Source organism: Planctomycetia bacterium (assembly GCA_016795155.1).
Lineage (GTDB): Bacteria > Planctomycetota > Planctomycetia > Gemmatales > HRBIN36 > JAEUIE01.
Genome location: JAEUIE010000028.1, coordinates 34062 through 53147 on the forward strand (window position 1 = coordinate 34062; position 19086 = coordinate 53147).

Below are 19086 nucleotides of genomic sequence, written 5' to 3' on the forward strand. Positions count from 1 at the left end.
AGCACTACCTGAGAAATTCAAAATGAAAATCACGTTTTTAGGCGCCGCTGGCGAAGTCACAGGATCCTCGTATCTCGTTGAAACCAATCAGTCCCGCGTCCTGGTTGATTGCGGCATCTTTCAAGGCTATGGTGCCGACAGCAAGAACATCATTCCCAGACAACTGGAAAAAGTTCGTCTCGATGCTGTGGTGCTAACGCATGGCCATCTGGATCATGTTGGGCGATTGCCCTTGCTCAACAAACTGTCGTTTCGTGGGCCGATCTGGGCCAATGGAGCCACGCGAGACATGGGACAACTGATCCTGCTCGATGCGGCCAAGGTGCAGGCCCAGGATGCAGACAGGAACAACAAGAAACGGCTTCGACGTGGCGATGCACCGGAAGAGCCTCTCTACCGTGCGGAGGATGTCCAGCAGACTGTATCCCTGTTTCGTTCTCTGGAATACGGCGTGAGCAAAGAGGTTGCTGAAGGAATGACAGCCAGGCTTGTGGATGCCGGTCACATGCTGGGTTCAAGCAGCATTGAATTGACCGTGGAAGAAAATGGCTCGCGCAAGATCCTAGCATTCTCAGGCGATATCGGGCCTCGTGGTGCACCGTTCCTGCGTGATCCGCAACCGATCCCGCATGCCGATGTCGTCGTACTGGAATCCACCTATGGCGACCGCGACCACAGGCCGCTGCAGGAAACGCTGAAAGAGTTTCAGAACATCGTTCGCGAAGCGGTGGATCGCAAAGGTGTCATCCTGGTGCCTGTGTTTGCAGTAGGCCGTGCCCAGCAGATGATTTATCATCTGGCTGCCATGTTCCGCACGAAACAGATACCTGCGTTCCCCGTGTATCTCGACAGCCCGATGGCTATAGATGCCGTACAGATTTACCGCAAGCATACCAGTATCTTCGATGAAGAGGCACTGGCTTTGAAACGCTCAGGCCAACTGGATCAGGATTTCAGCATGGTCAGTGTTTCGGAAACCGCTGATGATTCGAGAAGACTCAACGACCTGGAAGGGCCGATGCTTATCATGGCTGGTTCCGGCATGTGCAACGCAGGTCGTATCCTGCATCACATGAAACATCGGCTCTGGCAACGGGATACTTATGTCGTCATCGTGGGCTATCAGGGCGAGGGGACATTGGGGCGGGCGCTGGTTGATGGGCGAAAGCAGGTAACCATTTACGGCGAATCCATCCAGGTGAACGCGAAAATCCGAACTCTCGGCGGCTTCAGCGCCCATGCGGGGCAGACAGAACTCATGCAGTGGTTGGGCAGCATTGCCCAAGGTAAGCCGCGCGTTGTTTTAACACATGGTGAAGATAAACAGAGGCAGGCTTTGCAGCAGAAAATCAACCAGGCACACGGCATCTCCGCCGACCTGCCTCACCTGTTTGAAGAAATGGTAATCTAACGTCTCTTCACTTCCCCAACTGCTGGCAACCCGTAAGGTAATTTGATAGCCGTTTCCGGTACTTCAACAGGGTGATTATGCCTTCTGTTATTCAATCTGCCAAGCGACTGGCACGTTCCATTCTTGATCGCGTGGATGTCTTGCTGCACAACAAGGATTACGCGTCGCGTTTTCAACAAACCTTTGAACAGAAGAAATGGGGAGCCTCGCTGGAAACGGTATCTGGTGAAGGCTCCACGATGGAGCGTACCGCTGGCATTCGTGATGGGTTGCCCAGGCTTATCCAACAGTTCCAGATCAAGTCGATGATCGATGCCCCGTGTGGCGACTATTATTGGATGAAGCACGTCGATCTGCCTTTGGATAGTTATCTTGGCCTCGATCTGGTGCCTGCGATTATTGAAAAGAATCAGCAGGAGTTTGCCAAACCGCCTCGCATCCAGTTTCAGGTAGGCGACCTGATTGCTGGGCCGATTCCGAAAGCGGACCTGATTATGATCCGCGATTGCTTCATTCATCTTTCGCTGGGCCACATCAAAAGTGTTTTGAAGAATGTGAAGGATGCGGGCATCACATGGTTGCTGGCATCGCAGTCGCCTGAGCAAACTTACAATCGTGATATTCCCAGCGGCCCGGGCTGCCGCGATATCAACCTGAAGCTGGCACCGTTTCTTTTGCCAGAGCCAAGATACATCATTCGGGAAACCAATCAGCCCGAACTGCCCGAAGCCCAGATGGCGCTATGGCACAGGGATGATTTGCCGTTCTGAACGATTTGATTCTGCATGGTTTATTTCTTTTCAACCAGCTTAGGCACAAAGATCGTTGGGACGGAGAGCTTGAGAGCTTGCTCATTCAGACCGATTAAATCCGTCGATTTGAATTTCTCCCACGCGACGATGCACTGTTTCAGCTCAGTCTTGATACCGATATAGACTTCCAGTTCACCCTGCGTTGGACCGTCATCGCCGTCCAGCGCCGAGTTGTACAGGAACACCAGCCTGGAATAAAGTTTCGCTCCGCCACGCTGCGCCAGGATATCGTAAGCAATTTTTGCTTTGGGATTATGGAGCTTCTCTTCGAGCTGATCGAGCTGTTCGATCGCTTTCTTGCTCGCATCAACGAGTTTGCCCGCTTCCTTATGGTCTTTCAACAGTTCATTGCGCGATTGCAACTGTGAACGAACTGCACGCAGCGTTTCGACGGTATTCGTCAGCAGCTTGATATCTCCACGCATTTCCAGTGTGATCTTTTCCTGAAGGACTACATCACGATCGGATTGCTTGATTCGTGGATCAGGGAGTACCGTAATCGCGTTAGCGTATGTTTTCCCATCAACGATCAGGCGTGCAGTATATTTACCCGAGTTCACAGGTGGCCCTACTTCAGGGCTACCCATATCAGCAACCGCACCTTTGATGGCAGCCCCCCTCTCATGGCTCAGGTTCCAGACAAACCGATGCAGGCCCGGTTCATTCTCGAGCTCCGGTTTGGGAGTAGAACCTTCCTCAGGTTCTTGTTTCTTCTCTTTGTCGTCCTGATCTTTCTTGCCTTCAAAACTGATGATCCGGTTACCCGCAGCATCTTCAATCACCAGTTTGAGTTCTTTGGCTGGTTTCTTTTTGAGATGATAATGCAGAACGGCTCCATACGGAGGGTTTTCGAACGATGCTGCTAAATGTGAAGTGATGGCGGAGCTTCCCATTTTCCAGCGGATGCAAGGCTCCGGCTTCAGGAACACTACCGGCTCTTCAGCTTTCTCTGCATTCAAGCTTCGGACCGGCGAAATATCATCGAGAATCCAGAGCGATCGGCCATTAGTTCCCAGCACCAGATCGTTACCCTTCACGATCAGATCGTGCACTGGCACTGGAGGCAGATTCAATTTCAGTGCTTGCCAGCTTTTGCCTGCATCGGTGCTGAAGTATACACCTCGCTCAAACCCCACAAACAACATGTTTGAATGTTTGGTGTCTTCTCGCACCACATGGAGGTAATCGCTGCCTGGCATGGACTGACTGAGTGATTCCCAGGTTTGCCCATAGTCTTTGGTCTTGAACAGGTAGGGCTTCGTATCGCCAAGCAGATGAGCATCCACAACAACGTAGGCAGTGCCTGCATGATATCGTGAAGCTTCGATCATTTTGATAGTTCCCCACTCGGGGAATTCAGGGAGTTGTGCTGTTACATTCTTCCATGTCTTGCCTTGATCTCTGGTGATGTGAAGTAACCCATCATCGGAGCCAGCCCAGATGACGCCAGCTTCCAGCGGTGATTCTGCTACTGCGGAAATGGTGCAATAGAACTCAGCAGTCGTATTATCGCCGGTGATAGGTCCGCCCGACCATTTCTGTTTGCTCTTATCGTTGCGAGTCAGGTCATCACTGATCTTATCCCATGTCTGGCCACCATTACGTGATCTGAACAGGACATTGGCCGCATGATACAAGGTGCCTGCTTCATGAAACGAACCAGCAATGGGAGCAGGCCAGCGGAAGCGGTATTTCATCGCTTCCCCGCCATGCCCTGATGGATTCTCTGGATAGATGGAAACATTCCTGGCTGTGCGAGTCAGCCGATCGTAGCGAGTGATGATGCCGGCATATTCACCGGCATAGACCACGTTCGGATTCTTCGCATCAAAAAGCACATAACCTGTTTCGCCACCACCAACGGGATACCAGTCGGCCAAGCGGATGCCCTGCACTGCCAGCGTATTCGATGGCCCGGCAGCAGAACCTAAATCCTGCATAGTGCCGCCTACATGGTAAGGCATCTGCTGATCCACCTGGATGCGATAAAACTGGCTGATCGGCAAAGTAGGTGTGAACCATGTTTTTCCGCCGTCCACTGTGATATCCACACCGCCATCGTTGGCATTGATCATCCGCCTGGGATTGGTGGGATCAATCCAGTGATCATGATGGTCGCCATGATGCGGCCCAGCTACGTTCTCGAATGTCTTACCTCCGTCAATGCTTTTCAGTTGTGTCACCTGCGGGCACCAAAGAACATTGGCATTGGTGGAATCGATAGTGATCGTCGAATAATACCAGGCACGTTGTCGCAAGCGACGGTCGCCACTGGCCAGTTTCCAGGTGACACCACCATCATCCGACCTGAACAAACCGCCCTTCTCTGCCTCAATCAAAGCGTACACACGCTGGCTGTCGCTGGCAGCAACCGCAATGCCAACCCTGCCATAGATGCCTTCAGGCAAGCCAGTCTCTTTACCGAGAGTATTCTTTGATTCCAGTTTCTGCCAGGTGTTGCCGGCATCGCGGGAGATATAGAGGCCGCTGCCTGGGCCGCCACTCGTCAGTTCCCAGGGCCGTCTACGTGTTTGCCACATGCCTGCAAAGAGAATGTTCGGATTGTTGGGGTCGAAGCAGACATCACTGGCTCCGGTTGCATCGTCATGGAACAAAACTTTCTTCCAGGTTTTGCCTCCATCGGTAGTGCGATAGACTCCACGTTCGCTGCTGGGCACAAACGCATTCCCTAACACTGCTGCAAAACAGATGTCTGGATTGATTGGATGCACGATGATGGTGCCGATCTGGGCCTTCTGCTTCCACACGTGTTTCCAGGTGCGTCCTGCATCAACGGATTTGAAGATACCGTCGCCACTGCAGACGTTACCTCGAATATTTGCTTCACCCGTACCTACATAGAGAATATTGGGGTTTGCTGGAGCAACAGCAACGGAGCCAATAGAAAAGGAACCCGTCTCATCCATGATGGATGACCAGCGCAGGCCGCCATCCATGGACTTCCACAATCCTCCCGAAGCGGTAGCTGCATAATAGGTGAGTGCATCACCCGGAATGCCAGCCACTCGGCAGACACGTCCACCAGCTGCCGGGCCGATCTGACGATACTTCAGGTTCTTGAAGAGTTTCGGCTCAGTTTCTTTTGGTCTAAAAGGATCGGCGTAAGTCACCGCCATAATACTGAAGAAAGCAACGATACTGAACAGGCGGAAGAAGGACATGATGTTATCCTGTCGGAATTGCATGCGAAGTTCTTTTATAACGAATTTCCGTAATACTCCGCATCATGCAACCTGTTAGATTGCAGCAACTTCGCATCAACCAGGTCGTTACATTCGGCAAGACAACCCTGTCGGCTGTGTAATGAAGATTCGATATGCTAACTTCGTTGTCTCAAACACCAGGTTTCTGAAAAGAAGTTCATCAATCCATGAATCTCCATTTGAATGCACGCGGTTTTCGTCTTGCTGAACTGCTGGAAGCCAGGGCAGAAGATTTCCGGGTTGCAGTCAGCCGAACGGCGCAAGGCTCGCGTATTATTGATGCAGGTGTAGCAGTCCCTGGCGGCTTGCACGCTGGCTTGATGCTTTCCCATATCTGCCTGGCTGATCTGGGACTGGTCAGCATACAATCTGCAACGCTGGCGGGTTACCCCCTCGTACAAGTCACCACCGATCAACCGGTAGCTGCCTGCCTGGCGAGTCAATATGCGGGGTGGATGATCAAGGTTGGCAATTTCTTTGCTATGGGTTCCGGCCCCATGCGTGCTGCTTATGGCCGCGAAGAATTGTACAAACATATTGGCTGCACTGAACTTGTTCATGCTGCCATTGGTTGCCTGGAAACCAAGCAACTGCCCAACGATGATGTGGCTCTCGACATTGCCAGCAAGTGCAATGTCAGCCCGGAGCATGTGACGTTGCTGGTTGCTCCGACGACTTCGATGGCGGGAACCTTGCAGGTGGTGGCACGAAGCGTAGAGACGTGTTTACACAAACTGCACGAACTCAAGTTCGATGTGCTTCAAGTGAAAAGCGGGCACGGAACTGCTCCGCTGCCGCCGGTAGCCAAACGCACCAATGCCGCCATTGGCCGCACTAACGATGCCATCCTCTATGGCGGCATGGTGACGCTATGGGTTGATTGCCCTGATGACTTCATTGCTGAAGTCGGACCGAAGGTGCCTGCTTCTGCTTCACCTGATTACGGCGTTCCATTCGCAGAACTTTTTGAAAAAGTGGGAGGCGACTTTTACAAGATCGATCCCCTGCTCTTCAGCCCGGCCAGGGTAACCTTCAACAATCTGCAAAGCGGGAGAATGTTTACTTTTGGCCAAGTGAATGAAAGACTTCTGAACCAATCATTTTCGGGTTAGTTGATGACGATCGATCCCCTCGCCATGCTCCGCCCCCGCCGCAAGATAATGGGTATCTCAGCGATCCTGCTGCCATTCCTGGAGAATGGGGAGATCGACTGGCGGAGTTTTGTTCAGCATGTCATCCGCACCAGAGATGCCGGGTTGATGCCTGCCGTCAACATGGATACTGGTTTTGGGCCGTTCTTGAGTGATGCAGATAAGGCGAAAGCAATTGAATACACACGCTGCGAAATGGCCGGTAAACCTTTTGCTGCCGGCGTGTTTGTCAGCGATCAGCCGGGTAGCCCGTTTCAGCAAGATGCCTACGCCCGGCAAATGGAACACATTGCCCAGCAAGGCGGCATCCCGGTGGTCTGTCAATCGTTTGGGTTGACATCATTGCCTGATGACCAACTGGTCAGAGCATATCACGATCTTGGCAGCCATGTTTCTCGATTCATTGCATTTGAACTGGGGCAGATGTTTGCACCGTTTGGCAAAATCTACTCGCTGGAAGTTTATGCTGAACTGCTCAAAGTCAAGTCGTGTATGGGAGCCAAGCATTCGTCGCTATCGCGTGAACTGGAATGGCAACGGCTCAAACTGCGTGATCAGCAGCGCCCTGACTTTCACGTCTTTACCGGAAACGACTTGGCTATCGACATGGTGATGTATGGCAGCGATTACCTGCTGGGTCTATCCACTTTTGCTCCCCAGTTGTTCGCCCAACGGGATCAATACTGGGAAACGGGCGATGTGCGGTTTTATGAATTGAACGATAAGCTCCAGTACCTTGGTGCATTTGCCTTTCGTGAGCCTGTGCCTGCGTACAAGCACTCCGCAGCACAGTTCTTGAAACTGCTGGGCAGTATTGAGTCGTCGAAAACCCATCCGAATAGCCCCATGCGGCCGGAGAGTGATGTGGAGGTGCTTAAAGAAATCGCAACACAATTGAGCCAGTAACAGCATCCATAAAGTTTCTATTGTGGAAGAAGGATTTACATCCGCACCGCATTAATGGTGTAATGTTTTCCCTCCATCTTGGTACTGCCCGTTTGATTGGATGGGTTAATCGGCAACTTCCATGATTCCGGTGTGCCGGAATTCCAGGCAAACTGAATCTCACCCGCTCCCACTTTCCATTTACCTTTTCCTGATTTGTTGTTGTACGGATCGCGCCAGGTAACGTTACCGTTGGCATCGAATTGGTAAATCCAGGTCCATTTATCGCATTGCACGCGCCATTCACCGACCGGATTGACATCCGGGCTGTATGTTTTGACGATGCCAGCCAGGTTGATGGAGTCGAGCGTATTATTGTTCCACTTCTCATTGATCTGATCGAGTTTGGCAGTCAGTGCAGCTTTGAATTCCGTGGTCTTATTCTGAGGGGAATTCTGGTAGATTTCGTTTTCCGATTTACCTTTGCCTTTCAGGCTGTTTGTCATCCAGTCGATGTGGATGTGGGTAAAGTGTTTCTGATCCTGTGCATAATGTGTGTAATATTCAGGCTCCCAGAAAAACCTGTCCTGAAAGATGATCTCCGTCCATTTCATCGAATCCTTCAAATCAATGAAAGCCCGTACGAGGTTCTCGCCGAGTTTCTTCTCTTTTTGCCAGTCAACACTTTTGTCGGGCGTCAGACCCTGTTTGCAGAACAGGATGATATCCAGGCAGATGCCCATCTGATGGCGGGGATTGCCATCCGTCTGTAAGCGTGGATAGTTTTTGCCATTCCATTCCTTGTAGGATCCATTCAAAAATGGAATGGAAGTTCGCAAGGCACTGTCTAAGGTTTTTACAGCGGGACACCCATCACGGCCCATGATGCAATCCTCCCTGGCTGGCCTTAAGTCTAAGTATTTGGAGTCTGGTTCGCAAGAAAATAGAAACGCATCTTTATCTGATCAACGAACAGGCATTTTTACAGATTCCTGAACTGTACACCTATCCAGTGCTTTACGTACTGTTTAGGCTAGAGACAGATTGCACATTATTATTAAAGGAGGAAGCTGTGGATCCCGTCGTACATTTTGAAATCCCCGTCAAGAACCTTGATAAGGCACGGGCCTTTTATGGCAGCATCTTTGGCTGGCAACTGGCCGACTGGCCCATGCCGGATGGCAGCGTTATGGTGGGTTGTGTTACCACTCCCGTCGATGAAACTACACGCGTTCCACTTAAGCCGGGCGGCATCAACGGCGGCATATTGCTTGAGAACCAGCATCTCAAGGCCCCTGCTTTTGCCATTCATGTTGCTTCCATTGATGAACGGGTAAAGCAAGTGGAAGCAGCAGGTGGCAAAGTGATCATGCCCAAGATGGATATGATGGGAATGGGTTTCTACTGTTATGTCACTGATCCGGATGGAACAGTGATTGGTTTGTGGCAGGATGCGGCGAAAAAGGGGTGAGGGGGCAGGGTTGAGGGGTGAGATTCAAAGCACTCATTCATTGTGATCATAAGAATGCGCTTGCCACACTGGACAAGCCCGGCTAAGGTGGGGCACTTCGTTTGTTGTCTGGAAGCCGGGCTTTTATGTTTCAATACTTCCGTACCTGGTCGCTGACTCGCTGGATTCTGCTGGCCATGATTGTCGGCACGCTCATTGGATGGCTGTTCCCCAAGCCAACTGACCCCACTGCATTTGATCCCACCACGATCTACAGCATGCTGTCGACGATCTTCATTCGCATGATCCAGTCGCTGATTGCCCCCCTGCTCTTTGCTACCTTGGTGATCGGCATTGCCGGGCATGGCGACGACATTAAACGAGTGGGCAGGTTGGCACTCAAGTCGTTCATATACTTCGAAATCGTCACCACGCTGGCGCTCTTTATCGGCCTAGCTGCTGTCAACCTAACGCAGCCTGGCGTTGGCATCAAACCACCCGAAAGTGCCGAGAAAGCAAAGGAATTTGCCAAGAAGCAGAATTCCGCTTCCTCCATGATGGAACACATTATTCCCAAGAGCATTGTCCAGGCAGCTGCCGAGAATGAAGTGTTGCAGATTGTGTTTTGGGCAATTCTGTTTGCCATCGCTTTGACGCAGATCAAGAAACACCACCGCGACAATCTGCTGGGAGGGCTGGATGCCCTGGCTGAGGCGATGTTCAAATTCGTCGGGCTGGTGATGAAATACGCGCCGATTGGTGTGGGTGCTGCCATCGCGGGCACAGTGGCTCAGGGTGGACTGGAAGTGCTCAAAAACCTTGCCATGCTGATTCTCACACTTTACGCAGCGTTAATCGTCTTCATCGTGGTGGTGTTGCTGCCTGTCTGCTGGCTGGCACGGGTGCCCCTCAAGAGTTTCGGCAAAGCTATCGCGGAACCGGCGCTGATTGCGTTTTCCACAACCTCTTCCGAAGCAGCTTTGCCCAAGGCCATGCAGGCGATGGAAGCTCTGGGCGTACCCAAACGCATCGTTTCCTTTGTCATGCCCACCGGCTATTCATTCAACCTGGATGGAACGACTCTCTACCTGGCGGTGGCATCGATTTTCTGTCTGCAGGCATCGGGGGTGGAAACCACCTGGGGGCAGCAGATCATCCTGATGCTGGCCCTGATGCTGACGAGCAAAGGGGTAGCTGCTGTGCCGCGTGCCTCTTTGGTGATTTTGTCAGGCACATTGATTTCTTTCAATTACCCAGTGGAAGCTGTTGCAGTCATTCTCGGCGTGGATGCATTGATGGACATGGCCCGCACGACGGTAAACCTGGTGGGTAATTGCCTGGCTACGGTGGTGATGGCCCGCTGGGAGGGAGAGTTCAACGATCATGCGACGGACCCAAACGATACCATTACCACGATGGATGCTGTTACTCAGGAAGCGTGAGCAAAAAAACCTTAATGTAACGATGAGGTGAATGGGCACGGTTAGCGTGAGTACACGCGAACCGTGGCACCCAACCCGCGTGACTTATTGTGTATTAAATGAGTCGTTAAGGTTTGCGATTCAGTTCTTCTTTGATTTTGCCCGCGATGATTTCAGCCAGGGCCTGTGATCCTTTCTCGGTGAAATGAACATTGACCGGCCTTTGCCAGTTCTTGAGTTCGGGCAGGCAGGCGGCATAGAGGTCATTAATAGTGACGCCTTCCTCCATCATGATCTTGTGAGCAATGGCATTGTACTGCAGTACATCTTCGGTCTTGCGTGGTGGGCTTAATTTACCTTCGGGAACTGGTGTGGTGGTTGCCCAGATGAGTCGAGCACCCGTTGCCTGCAGTTGCTTCACCAGTTGTCTGAGGTTTTTCTCGTATACTTCTTGAGAAACCTGGTGGCCGTTGGCAGTCACTTTCAAATCGTGCAGTCCCCAGTTGAAATGAATGACATCCCAGTGGCGTGAGCCGTTAACCGTCAGCCACTTATCGAGTTTGGCGATGCCATTGGTAGTTGGACCGCCGTTTTCCGGGATGCGATGCACATTGGCTTTGTCTTTGAGCAGTTTGCGGACAGGCAGCGTGTAACCCATCGAAATGGAATCGCCGATGATCAGGACGCGCGGCAACCCGGCAACATCTTCCACACGGACCAGCGATGGATCAGGTTTTGGTTCAGGGTTTTTCTTTTCCTGAACTACTATCGAGCCAAAGATGAATAAAACAGAGAGTAGAGCGTATTGCATAGGGCACCTGATTACGTCATGATGTTTTCATGATAGTATGCAGTTTGTGACAGTGACACAGAACCGCCCGACTGAAGATACAGGAGCTGAATATGACTGCACAACTCTCGGTATTCCTATGTTGCAGTTGTCTTTGTTGGCAAACAGGGCAGGACGATTGGCGTGGTTTGGCATCCAAGGCGCAACAGGCTGAAAAGACGGGTAATCTGCAGGACGCCAGGAAGCTGCTCGATACCGCCATCAAGCTGGAACCCAAGCGGGCTGAACTGTTCAGTATGCGGGGAGGCATTCTTTTCAAACAAGCGAAGATTGCAGAATCACTGGCTGATTTCGATCAGCAGATACGTCTCAAGCCGAGTGATGCCCCTGCCCATTGGCGACGCGGATTGACTCTTTACTATGCTGACAAATTCAGTGAAGGCGTGGCCCAGTTTGTCACTTCCGACAAGGCTGAACCTGAAGATGTAGAGAATGCCGTCTGGCATCTGCTGTGCAATGCCAAAGTCAAAGGTCTGGAGCCTGCACGCAAAGAACTACTGAAAATCAGCCAGGACAGTCGAGTTCCCATGATGGAGGTCTATGCACTTTTTGCAGGCAGAAGTTCTGTAGAGAAGGTACTTTCGGCAGCGAATGCAACAGGTGTACAGGACAAGACCTCAAGCAGATTCTATGCCTATCTGTATTGCGGCTTATTTGAAGAGATGATGGGAAACTCGATGAAATCACAGGAATATATCCGCAAGGCTTTGGAGCATCCGATTGATCATTACATGATGGATGTCGCCAGGGTGCATGTGCAATTGCGAAAGAAGTAATTATCAATCGCTCCATGTTGTGCGATTCAGTCGTTCTCGTGTGCTTTCCAGCCGTTCGTCCATGGAATGAACATACACGTGCAAGTCGATCAGTTTATCCAGGCAGACCAGGGTTGTTTCAATTTCTTCCGGGTTCATGCAGCCTATTTCGCGCAGTCGCTTACCCACCTCGGTTCGTGCCTGGCGAACCAAACGCACCATTTCGCGCTGATCAGCACTCGCTTCGTGCTGCGCGTCGGCGTCCAGTGGTAAAGACGAAGTCTGCATACCATGCATGACACAACACTATCAAACAGGTTCACCAGCTGAATGGTCTCGCGTATAATTTGATTGTGACAAGTGGAGCACCTCATGCTGATGCACGAATTCAACTGGAAAAAGGAAGTGCTGGAATCGAAGGAGCCTGTGCTGGTCGATTTCTGGGCCGAGTGGTGTGGGCCGTGCAGAATGATGAACCCTGTTCTCGAATCACTGGCACGCGATTACAAAGTCTGCAAGGTCAATGTCGATTCGAATCAGGCATTGGCATCCGCGTATGGCGTATCATCCATCCCAGCACTGATGATATTCAAGAATGGACAGAAAGTTGCCAGCCACGTAGGTGTGATGCAGGAGGCGGCACTCAGAAGTGAACTCGAACGACACCAATAATGCCGCTTGATTTCCATTGACATATCCATGACAATAATGTCATGAAAAAGGCCTCGCCACTCCCCACTGTTTCCAAAAACATCTTCCCTGCTGTTGCCAGGCTGGCCGTACGGCATGCTCAGCAAATGGGAACACTGCTCAGATCATTGCTGGCTGGCAATACTTATCAGCCTGAGCGGGTACATCAGCTGCGCATATTATCCCGCAAGTGCGCCGCTGCGTGGTCGGTGCTGAAGCTCATCAACCCATCAACGGTTCCCGACAAAGCACTTCGAGTTCTTCGTTCATTGCGCAGAAAGTTCAGCAAGCTGCGCGATGCGGATATTCGCCTGGCCTTGCTGCAGGAACATACCCGCAAACCAGATTCGGAACTCACCGCTGCACTTTTACATGATTGGCATTGCCATTACCAGAAGGTAATCAACCAGGTACGCAGCAAGGCAGAACGCTACTTTCGTGCATTCAAAGAGTTGCAGGAACAGGGTAAGAGCGCTTACCAAACTGCCACCACATCTACCTGGAAGAAGCGGCATCAACGCTGGCTGCATCAGCAGAGTCTTCCCTGTCAGATTTCGGGAAAGTCCTTATCTGCTGAATCGCTGCACGAATTTCGCCTTGCGACCAAGCGGTGGCGATACCTTCTGCAAACGGTTTATCCAGCCAAGGATAACTCACCTGCTGCAAAGCTTCTGAATGATTTGACCGCTATACAGGATGCACTGGGCAGGCAGCGGGATATCAACCAGTTGCTGGGCTGGCTTATACCTCTGCAGCAGAGTTTGTCCCATCAGGTGAATGCCAGCAGGAGTTTGCACCGATATATGGAAACATTGCGAAGATGGTGTTTGGTGGAATTGAAACGATTGGAAAAGCAGATCAACAAAACATGTCAGCAATGGCTCTCTCAATCCTCGAGCGCCAGGTCATGACTTCAGAATGGCTTTAGTCATCGAGAGAAATGGATGAGAACGTAACTACTCTCGAGCAGAGACGGTGTTGAAACCTTCCAGATGCAGCCTTGTCGCTAACGACATCAAGACCGGGGGCATCGACCGGGAGGTAACAAACATGTGGAAATGGTGGACAACTGGTGCGATTTTGAGCATGCTGCTTCTGGCAACGCCAGACCAGGCTCAGGATCGAGGCAATCCTGACGACCGACTGCAAAAACTGGAGAAGGAGATTGCTGACCTTCGTGCAGAGCTGAAAAAGCTGCAGGGCGGGCAATCGACTCCACCTCGCGGGCGTGACCGTCGACCAGATGCCAGGCCTGGGAATCGACCAGATGCACGACCAGAAACCCGCAATGATCAGGTTCGTCGTCCTGGCGTACCACGGCCTGAAGCTCGCGGATTCGGCCAGGGGTTCCGCGGGTATGGCAGGTTTCAACAGAATCCGTGGGGGCCAGGGTTTGGCAGAGGCAACCCCTGGGGGCCTGGCCGAGGCTGGGGGCGTGGCCAAAACTTCAGACAAGGGTGGCAATCACCTACACCATGGCGTGGCGGGTTTAATCGAGACTTTGCTGCGCGTCGCAATTTCCAGGGCTGGGAACGTGGCTGGAATAATTTTGCACCCCGCAGCCGACCTGGCTTTGGTCCACCCTCGCAAGTACGCAGGCCCGGCTTTGATCGACCTGGGCAACCGCCTGCACGCAGCATGGAGCGTGGTCCGGATCGTCCCCGTCGCGATCCACCGCCTCCGGCTCGTGAACGTTCAAGCAGAGAGCGTGGTGACGACAACCGCCCACGCCCGCCAGCGTAATTGCCGGACTGTATCTGACCAAGTTTGAGATGTAACTTGCACTTGCACCATGATACGATGCCTGCGAACGCAGGAGTCTTGTATCATGGTGTTTCGCATCTTATCTCTGTTCTTTTGTGCTGTGCTTGCCATGACTCTATCACAAACTACCGTGTGCCAAGAGAACCCCCAGGCTGTTGGCCAGCCCGATCCACTCATCAATCGCAATGGTGAAAAAGTAACCACTGCCGAACAGTGGAAATCGCAGCGGCGTCCTGAAATTCTTGAATTGTTCCGAACACAGATGTATGGCATGGCTCCAGGCCGTGTTGCCCGCTCGGAAATCAGGATTGCTCAGACTGATAAGAACTTTCTGAATGGCAAAGCCATGCGGCTGCAGTTGCTCATCAAGCTGAAAGCCCCTAGCGGAGAGGTACATACGATTGATGTCATGCTGGTAGTGCCTCAAGGTACAACTCCTGACAAGAAATACCCTGTTTTTCTCGGTCTCAATTTCTGTGGCAATCATGGCATTCACCCTGATCCTGGAATTCCCCTGAGCACCAAATGGATGCCTTCTTCAGGCCAAAAGGGAGTCGTTAATAACCGGGCAACGGAAGCACATCGAGGGGTGCAGGCAAGCCGCTGGCCTTTGGAACAGATCATTGACCAGGGCTTTGGCGTGGCCACCGCGTACTATGGCGACCTGGAGGAGGATCACAAAGATGGCTGGAAGACAGGGGTCCGGTCATTATTTCCTGTAGATGGCAAAGTGGGTGATCAACTGCCTGATCATGCCTGGGGTGCTATAGGCGCCTGGGGTTGGGGGTTGTCTCGCATCATGGATGCACTCGAAATCTGGCACACCGTAGATGCCAAGCGAGTGTATGTGCATGGTCATTCCCGATTGGGAAAAACAGCACTGTGGGCTGGGGCTTGTGATGAACGCTTTGCCATGGTAATCAGCAACAACTCAGGCGAAGGTGGTGCCGCACTGGCCCGTCGACTCAAGGGCGAACGCACTGCTGATCTGAATCGTGTGTTCCCACACTGGTACTGCAAGAACTTTCATCAGTATTCAGGACACGAAGAAAAACTGCCTTTCGATCAGCACTGGCTGATTGCCTGCATGGCACCTCGCCTTGTTTATATTGCGAGCGCCAGTGATGATGCCTGGGCTGATCCCGAAGGTGAATTCCTGGCTGGCGTTCATGCCGAACCGGTTTTCCAGCTGTTTCATTTGAAAGGGCTGGGAACTGCCCTGTGGCCTGCGGTACAGACACCGGTGGGCAACAGCATCCGCTATCATCTGCGACAGGGGAAGCATGATGTTACCAGTTACGACTGGGAACAGTGGATGAAAGCTGCACCCCGGTAGAGTTTATTTGATCTCATGAATGCGGGCATGGCGGATCATTATCGGTTCATTGTTCCGGCTGAGATGCTGAAAACCAATATGCCCCTTGCGTGGCCGATCTTTGATGGGTAGAGCATCGGTGCCATCATGCCGCTTGACCGTTTCGGTTTGCTGGCTGAGATCGATATCCTGCACCAGCACACCGTTAATCGTGGCTTTCAGTTTGTTGCCTCGCAATTCAATGCGGAATCTATTCCATTCAGCAGGTTTGTAGACTTGCTGTGTGGGAGCTACTGCCCGGTAAAGTCCACCTGTTAATTCGGATGGTTTCGCCTGGGTGTTGTATCGTAAGTCTGCGATCTGCAGTTCCAGCCCATCAAAGGCCGGGTCGCCTTTCAAGGGAGTGCGTAACGCCACCCCACTGTTGCCTCGCTCGGTGAGCTTGATTTCAAATTCAAGAATGAAGTCGCTGTACTCTTTCTCGCTGATCAGCCAGGTGCCACGCTTTTCGCCGGGGTAAAGAACGCCGTTTTTAACCTTCCACTGCCCATCTTTTGAAGCCGGTTTAGCAACATCACTCCACTCAGTGACGATCCAGCCTGTAGGCGGGCCCTCGTTGGGAAAGAGTGGAATCCAGCTCGAATCATCCAAGAGGTACGTGCAGATCAAGAACAGTATGGCCATGCGTTCATATTACAGATCTACTGTGAGCCGTATTGGCGTTTGAAATAATCCAACAACATTCAAGGGTTGATGCAAATTACCCAATTTTCGCAAAGACCGAAAAAATAGGAAAAATACGCATAGCTCATAAATTCTACTTTGTCAAAAAAAATTAACTTGACAAAGGATAGTTGAAGCCTGATAACTAATCTGTGGTTGAACTTCTCGAACCATTTCATGAAAAAACATCGCCCACAGGAGGACAGCATGATTAGGAAGCTCATCTATTCCCTCGGCATCATTGCCTTGATGGGAGCTCTATTAACCCCAAGAGTTGAAGCTGGTCTGCTTCAAATGCGATTAACTGACAACCTTGGTAATAGCGTAACTGTTGTGGATAACGGCGCAGGTGACATACAAAACACAACAACTGGATTGATTACTTTTAGTGGTACACTTACAGGTGGTTCAGGGGCATCACCTTGGTTAGTAAATGTAACTACAGGTATTTCTGATCCTATTTTCCCAGCTTCACCTGGCTTTGCAAAAATGGATCTGAATTCGGTTAATGTTTCTTCTACAACATCAACTGGCGCTACATTACTTATTGAATTAACTTACACTGGTTTTCCAGCTTTCCCGTCAAACGGAATTCTAACAGGAAATATCGGTGGTACAACCAATGGAACCCTTGAAGCCTGGGGTTACAAGAACGATAGCAACATTGCTTTTGATACAACAAATCCAGAAGCATCCGTACATCACGGACCCTTTTCTAATGCAGCGTTTTCGTCTATCGTGAATGATGGACATGGTCCAATCAATGGATTATACTCAATGACCCAAGTGGTCTATATTACGCACGGTGCAGGCGTGAAAAGCACTAGTTTTGACTATGAACTTGTCAACGCAGTCCCAGTCCCTGCAGGCATCGTGCTGCTCGGCATGGGTGCACCGCTCTTGGGCGCTGGTTACTGGATGCGTCGTCGACGTGTTGCAGTAGCCTAACGTTCAACCTATGGTGAGAAGTACAACCAAGAAGCCGCGATCATGGCAACATGACCGCGGTTTTTTCATTGATAGCGGCTGATCAACGCATACTACGTAATCAAATCCTTAATCACCTGCGCCGGTTCTACGCCGGTGAGTTTCTGATCCAAGCCTTGGAAACGGTAGGTGAAGCGTTCGTGATCAATACCCAGTCGATTCAAAATCGTAGCATGGAAGTCGCGGATGTGGACCGGGTCTTTGACGATGTTGTAGCTGAAGTCGTCGGTTTCACCGTAGACGGTGCCGGGCTTCATGCCGCCGCCTGCCATCCACATGGTGAAGCAGCGGGGGTGATGATCGCGGCCGTAATTGGTCTTGCTGAGTTGGCCTTGCGAGTAAATCGTTCTGCCAAACTCGCCGCCCCAGATGACCATGGTACTATCGAGCATGCTTCGCGATTTCAGGTCCTGGATCAAGCCGTAACAGGCCTGGTCAACATCCTTGCACTGGCTGGGCAGGCGGCCTGCCACGTTGCCATGCGTATCCCAGTTGTTGTGATAAATCTGCACGAAGCGAACGCCGCGTTCGACGAGCCTGCGGGCCATCAGGGCTGTGTTGGCGAAGGAGCCGGGTTTCCTGGCTTCGTCGCCATAGAGTTTGAATGTCGATTCGGGTTCTTTGTTGATGGCAGTCAGTTCGGGCACACTGGTCTGCATGCGAAACGCCATTTCGTACTGCTGAATGCGGGTATGCGTTTCGGGATCGCCCACCAGCTTGTAATTCATTTCGTTAAGTTGCTTCAGGCCATCCAGCGTCTTGCGGCGAATATCGCTGGGCACGCCGGGCGGGTTGTTGATGTAAAGAATGGGATCGCCAGCAGAACGGAATGAAACAGCAGCATGCTCACCAGGCAGATAGCCCGATTGCCACAGACGGGCTGAGATCGCCTGCACCTGTTCGGTATTGGATGGGTTGGCCACCATCACCACGAAAGTAGGGAGGTTCTGATTGAGCGAACCCAGACCATAAGACATCCAGGCGCCCAGGCAGGGCTTGCCCGTCACCTGGTTGCCTGTCTGAATGTAGGTGATAGCTGGTTCGTGGTTGATCGCCTCGGTGTGCATGCTGCGGATGAAACAGAGGTCATCCACCATCTTGGCTTTATTCGGCAGTAATTCACTCAGCCACATACCGCTTTTGCCGTACTGTTGAAACTTGTACTTGGACGGTGCAATGGGAAAACGTGCCTGGCCACTCGTCATGGTTGTCAGACGCTGGCCTTGGCGGATCGAATCGGGCAGGTCTTTATCATAAAAATCGTTCATCTTCGGCTTATAATCGAAGAGGTCCATCTGTGGCGGACCGCCGACCATGTGCAGATAGATGATGTTCTTGCATTTGGCTGGGAAATGTGTTTCCGGCAGCGAAGCACCGATACCTGTCTTGGTGCCTTCGCCGGCAAAACTCTTCACACCCATTAGGCTGGCAAGGGCCGCGGTGCCTACCACGCTCAGACCGCGGGCAAAGAACTGCCGACGGGTTTCGGAACGAACATAATCGTGGAAGGTGGATTCGTTGATCCAGTCTTTGATAGGGAGGTTCATTACAGAGCTTTCAGCCGTCAGCTATCAGCTTTCAGCTAATCAAGAAACCGGTGGGAATGAAATATATTCTAACATACCATTTACAAATGCCTAGAGCTTGA

18 protein-coding genes are annotated in these 19086 nt (G+C 51.6%); 12 read left to right on the forward strand and 6 right to left on the reverse strand.

Annotated features, from left to right (window positions below):
* Window positions 1-22: 22 nt before the first annotated feature.
* Together JNJ77_11070 and JNJ77_11075 are read left to right on the forward strand one after the other, a co-directional pair.
* The gene (locus JNJ77_11070) at window positions 23-1411 is read left to right on the forward strand and encodes an MBL fold metallo-hydrolase (protein ID MBL8823120.1); all 1389 of its coding nucleotides are present in this window, start codon (window positions 23-25) and stop codon (window positions 1409-1411) included.
* Window positions 1412-1488: 77 nt separating this feature from the next.
* Window positions 1489-2181, forward strand: a complete 693-nt coding sequence (locus JNJ77_11075) for a class I SAM-dependent methyltransferase (GenBank protein MBL8823121.1) — start codon at window positions 1489-1491, stop codon at window positions 2179-2181.
* Between the two features lie 20 nt (window positions 2182-2201).
* On the opposite strand, the gene JNJ77_11080 is transcribed toward JNJ77_11075, so the two are convergent.
* A complete protein-coding gene (locus JNJ77_11080) occupies window positions 2202-5429 on the reverse strand; it encodes a glycosyl hydrolase (protein MBL8823122.1) in 3228 nt (1075 codons plus the stop codon).
* A 185-nt stretch (window positions 5430-5614) separates the two neighbouring features.
* On the opposite strand from JNJ77_11080, the gene JNJ77_11085 reads away from it, so the two are divergent.
* Window positions 5615-6559, forward strand: a complete 945-nt coding sequence (locus tag JNJ77_11085; GenBank protein MBL8823123.1) for a methenyltetrahydromethanopterin cyclohydrolase — start codon at window positions 5615-5617, stop codon at window positions 6557-6559.
* Between the two features lie 3 nt (window positions 6560-6562).
* The gene (locus JNJ77_11090; protein ID MBL8823124.1) at window positions 6563-7504 is read left to right on the forward strand and encodes a dihydrodipicolinate synthase family protein; all 942 of its coding nucleotides are present in this window, start codon (window positions 6563-6565) and stop codon (window positions 7502-7504) included.
* A 35-nt stretch (window positions 7505-7539) separates the two neighbouring features.
* Here JNJ77_11090 and JNJ77_11095 read toward each other — a convergent pair whose 3' ends face one another.
* Window positions 7540-8367, reverse strand: coding sequence for a hypothetical protein (locus JNJ77_11095; protein MBL8823125.1), 828 nt, complete (start codon window positions 8365-8367; stop codon window positions 7540-7542).
* A gap of 188 nt (window positions 8368-8555) precedes the next feature.
* Between JNJ77_11095 and JNJ77_11100 the strand changes: the two genes are divergently transcribed.
* Both JNJ77_11100 and JNJ77_11105 read left to right on the forward strand, forming a co-directional pair.
* Window positions 8556-8954: a VOC family protein gene (locus JNJ77_11100; protein MBL8823126.1), complete on the forward strand. Its 399-nt coding sequence runs from the start codon at window positions 8556-8558 to the stop codon at window positions 8952-8954.
* A 125-nt stretch (window positions 8955-9079) separates the two neighbouring features.
* A complete protein-coding gene (locus JNJ77_11105) occupies window positions 9080-10375 on the forward strand; it encodes a dicarboxylate/amino acid:cation symporter (protein MBL8823127.1) in 1296 nt (431 codons plus the stop codon).
* A 106-nt stretch (window positions 10376-10481) separates the two neighbouring features.
* Here the strand turns inward: JNJ77_11105 and JNJ77_11110 are convergent, their stop codons facing one another.
* A complete protein-coding gene (locus tag JNJ77_11110; GenBank protein MBL8823128.1) occupies window positions 10482-11165 on the reverse strand; it encodes an SGNH/GDSL hydrolase family protein in 684 nt (227 codons plus the stop codon).
* A 92-nt stretch (window positions 11166-11257) separates the two neighbouring features.
* Here JNJ77_11110 and JNJ77_11115 point away from each other — a divergent pair, with 92 nt between their 5' ends.
* Window positions 11258-11980 carry a hypothetical protein gene (locus JNJ77_11115; protein ID MBL8823129.1) on the forward strand — a complete coding sequence of 241 codons (723 nt, stop codon included), beginning with the start codon at window positions 11258-11260 and terminating at the stop codon, window positions 11978-11980.
* A 3-nt stretch (window positions 11981-11983) separates the two neighbouring features.
* On the opposite strand, the gene JNJ77_11120 is transcribed toward JNJ77_11115, so the two are convergent.
* Window positions 11984-12247, reverse strand: a complete 264-nt coding sequence (locus JNJ77_11120; GenBank protein ID MBL8823130.1) for a hypothetical protein — start codon at window positions 12245-12247, stop codon at window positions 11984-11986.
* A gap of 84 nt (window positions 12248-12331) precedes the next feature.
* Between JNJ77_11120 and trxA the strand changes: the two genes are divergently transcribed.
* The 4 genes from trxA to JNJ77_11140 all read left to right on the forward strand — a co-directional run bounded on the left by trxA (window position 12332) and on the right by JNJ77_11140 (window position 15749).
* The gene (trxA, locus tag JNJ77_11125) at window positions 12332-12631 is read left to right on the forward strand and encodes a thioredoxin (GenBank protein ID MBL8823131.1); all 300 of its coding nucleotides are present in this window, start codon (window positions 12332-12334) and stop codon (window positions 12629-12631) included.
* Window positions 12632-12672: 41 nt separating this feature from the next.
* The gene (locus tag JNJ77_11130) at window positions 12673-13560 is read left to right on the forward strand and encodes a CHAD domain-containing protein (protein ID MBL8823132.1); all 888 of its coding nucleotides are present in this window, start codon (window positions 12673-12675) and stop codon (window positions 13558-13560) included.
* Between the two features lie 139 nt (window positions 13561-13699).
* The gene (locus JNJ77_11135) at window positions 13700-14392 is read left to right on the forward strand and encodes a hypothetical protein (protein ID MBL8823133.1); all 693 of its coding nucleotides are present in this window, start codon (window positions 13700-13702) and stop codon (window positions 14390-14392) included.
* A gap of 85 nt (window positions 14393-14477) precedes the next feature.
* Entirely contained in the window at window positions 14478-15749 is a 1272-nt protein-coding gene (locus tag JNJ77_11140) for an acetylxylan esterase (GenBank protein ID MBL8823134.1), read from the forward strand.
* 3 nt (window positions 15750-15752) lie between these two features.
* On the opposite strand, the gene JNJ77_11145 is transcribed toward JNJ77_11140, so the two are convergent.
* Complete coding sequence (locus tag JNJ77_11145; GenBank protein ID MBL8823135.1) at window positions 15753-16412, reverse strand: DUF1080 domain-containing protein; 660 nt, start codon at window positions 16410-16412, stop codon at window positions 15753-15755.
* Window positions 16413-16658: 246 nt separating this feature from the next.
* Between JNJ77_11145 and JNJ77_11150 the strand changes: the two genes are divergently transcribed.
* Entirely contained in the window at window positions 16659-17399 is a 741-nt protein-coding gene (locus tag JNJ77_11150; protein ID MBL8823136.1) for a hypothetical protein, read from the forward strand.
* A 92-nt stretch (window positions 17400-17491) separates the two neighbouring features.
* On the opposite strand, the gene JNJ77_11155 is transcribed toward JNJ77_11150, so the two are convergent.
* Window positions 17492-18985, reverse strand: a complete 1494-nt coding sequence (locus JNJ77_11155; GenBank protein ID MBL8823137.1) for a DUF1501 domain-containing protein — start codon at window positions 18983-18985, stop codon at window positions 17492-17494.
* Window positions 18986-19086 lie beyond the last annotated feature (101 nt).

Coding starts and splice junctions, on each gene's coding strand:
- JNJ77_11070 (MBL8823120.1), top strand. CDS start 23: ATGAAAATCACGTTTTTAGGCGCCGCTGGCGAAGTCACAGGATCCTCG.
- JNJ77_11075 (MBL8823121.1), top strand. CDS start 1,489: ATGCCTTCTGTTATTCAATCTGCCAAGCGACTGGCACGTTCCATTCTT.
- JNJ77_11080 (MBL8823122.1), bottom strand. CDS start 5,429: ATGCAATTCCGACAGGATAACATCATGTCCTTCTTCCGCCTGTTCAGT.
- JNJ77_11085 (MBL8823123.1), top strand. CDS start 5,615: ATGAATCTCCATTTGAATGCACGCGGTTTTCGTCTTGCTGAACTGCTG.
- JNJ77_11090 (MBL8823124.1), top strand. CDS start 6,563: ATGACGATCGATCCCCTCGCCATGCTCCGCCCCCGCCGCAAGATAATG.
- JNJ77_11095 (MBL8823125.1), bottom strand. CDS start 8,367: ATGGGCCGTGATGGGTGTCCCGCTGTAAAAACCTTAGACAGTGCCTTG.
- JNJ77_11105 (MBL8823127.1), top strand. CDS start 9,080: ATGTTTCAATACTTCCGTACCTGGTCGCTGACTCGCTGGATTCTGCTG.
- JNJ77_11110 (MBL8823128.1), bottom strand. CDS start 11,165: ATGCAATACGCTCTACTCTCTGTTTTATTCATCTTTGGCTCGATAGTA.
- JNJ77_11115 (MBL8823129.1), top strand. CDS start 11,258: ATGACTGCACAACTCTCGGTATTCCTATGTTGCAGTTGTCTTTGTTGG.
- JNJ77_11120 (MBL8823130.1), bottom strand. CDS start 12,247: ATGCAGACTTCGTCTTTACCACTGGACGCCGACGCGCAGCACGAAGCG.
- trxA (MBL8823131.1), top strand. CDS start 12,332: ATGCTGATGCACGAATTCAACTGGAAAAAGGAAGTGCTGGAATCGAAG.
- JNJ77_11130 (MBL8823132.1), top strand. CDS start 12,673: ATGAAAAAGGCCTCGCCACTCCCCACTGTTTCCAAAAACATCTTCCCT.
- JNJ77_11135 (MBL8823133.1), top strand. CDS start 13,700: ATGTGGAAATGGTGGACAACTGGTGCGATTTTGAGCATGCTGCTTCTG.
- JNJ77_11140 (MBL8823134.1), top strand. CDS start 14,478: ATGGTGTTTCGCATCTTATCTCTGTTCTTTTGTGCTGTGCTTGCCATG.
- JNJ77_11145 (MBL8823135.1), bottom strand. CDS start 16,412: ATGGCCATACTGTTCTTGATCTGCACGTACCTCTTGGATGATTCGAGC.
- JNJ77_11150 (MBL8823136.1), top strand. CDS start 16,659: ATGATTAGGAAGCTCATCTATTCCCTCGGCATCATTGCCTTGATGGGA.
- JNJ77_11155 (MBL8823137.1), bottom strand. CDS start 18,985: ATGAACCTCCCTATCAAAGACTGGATCAACGAATCCACCTTCCACGAT.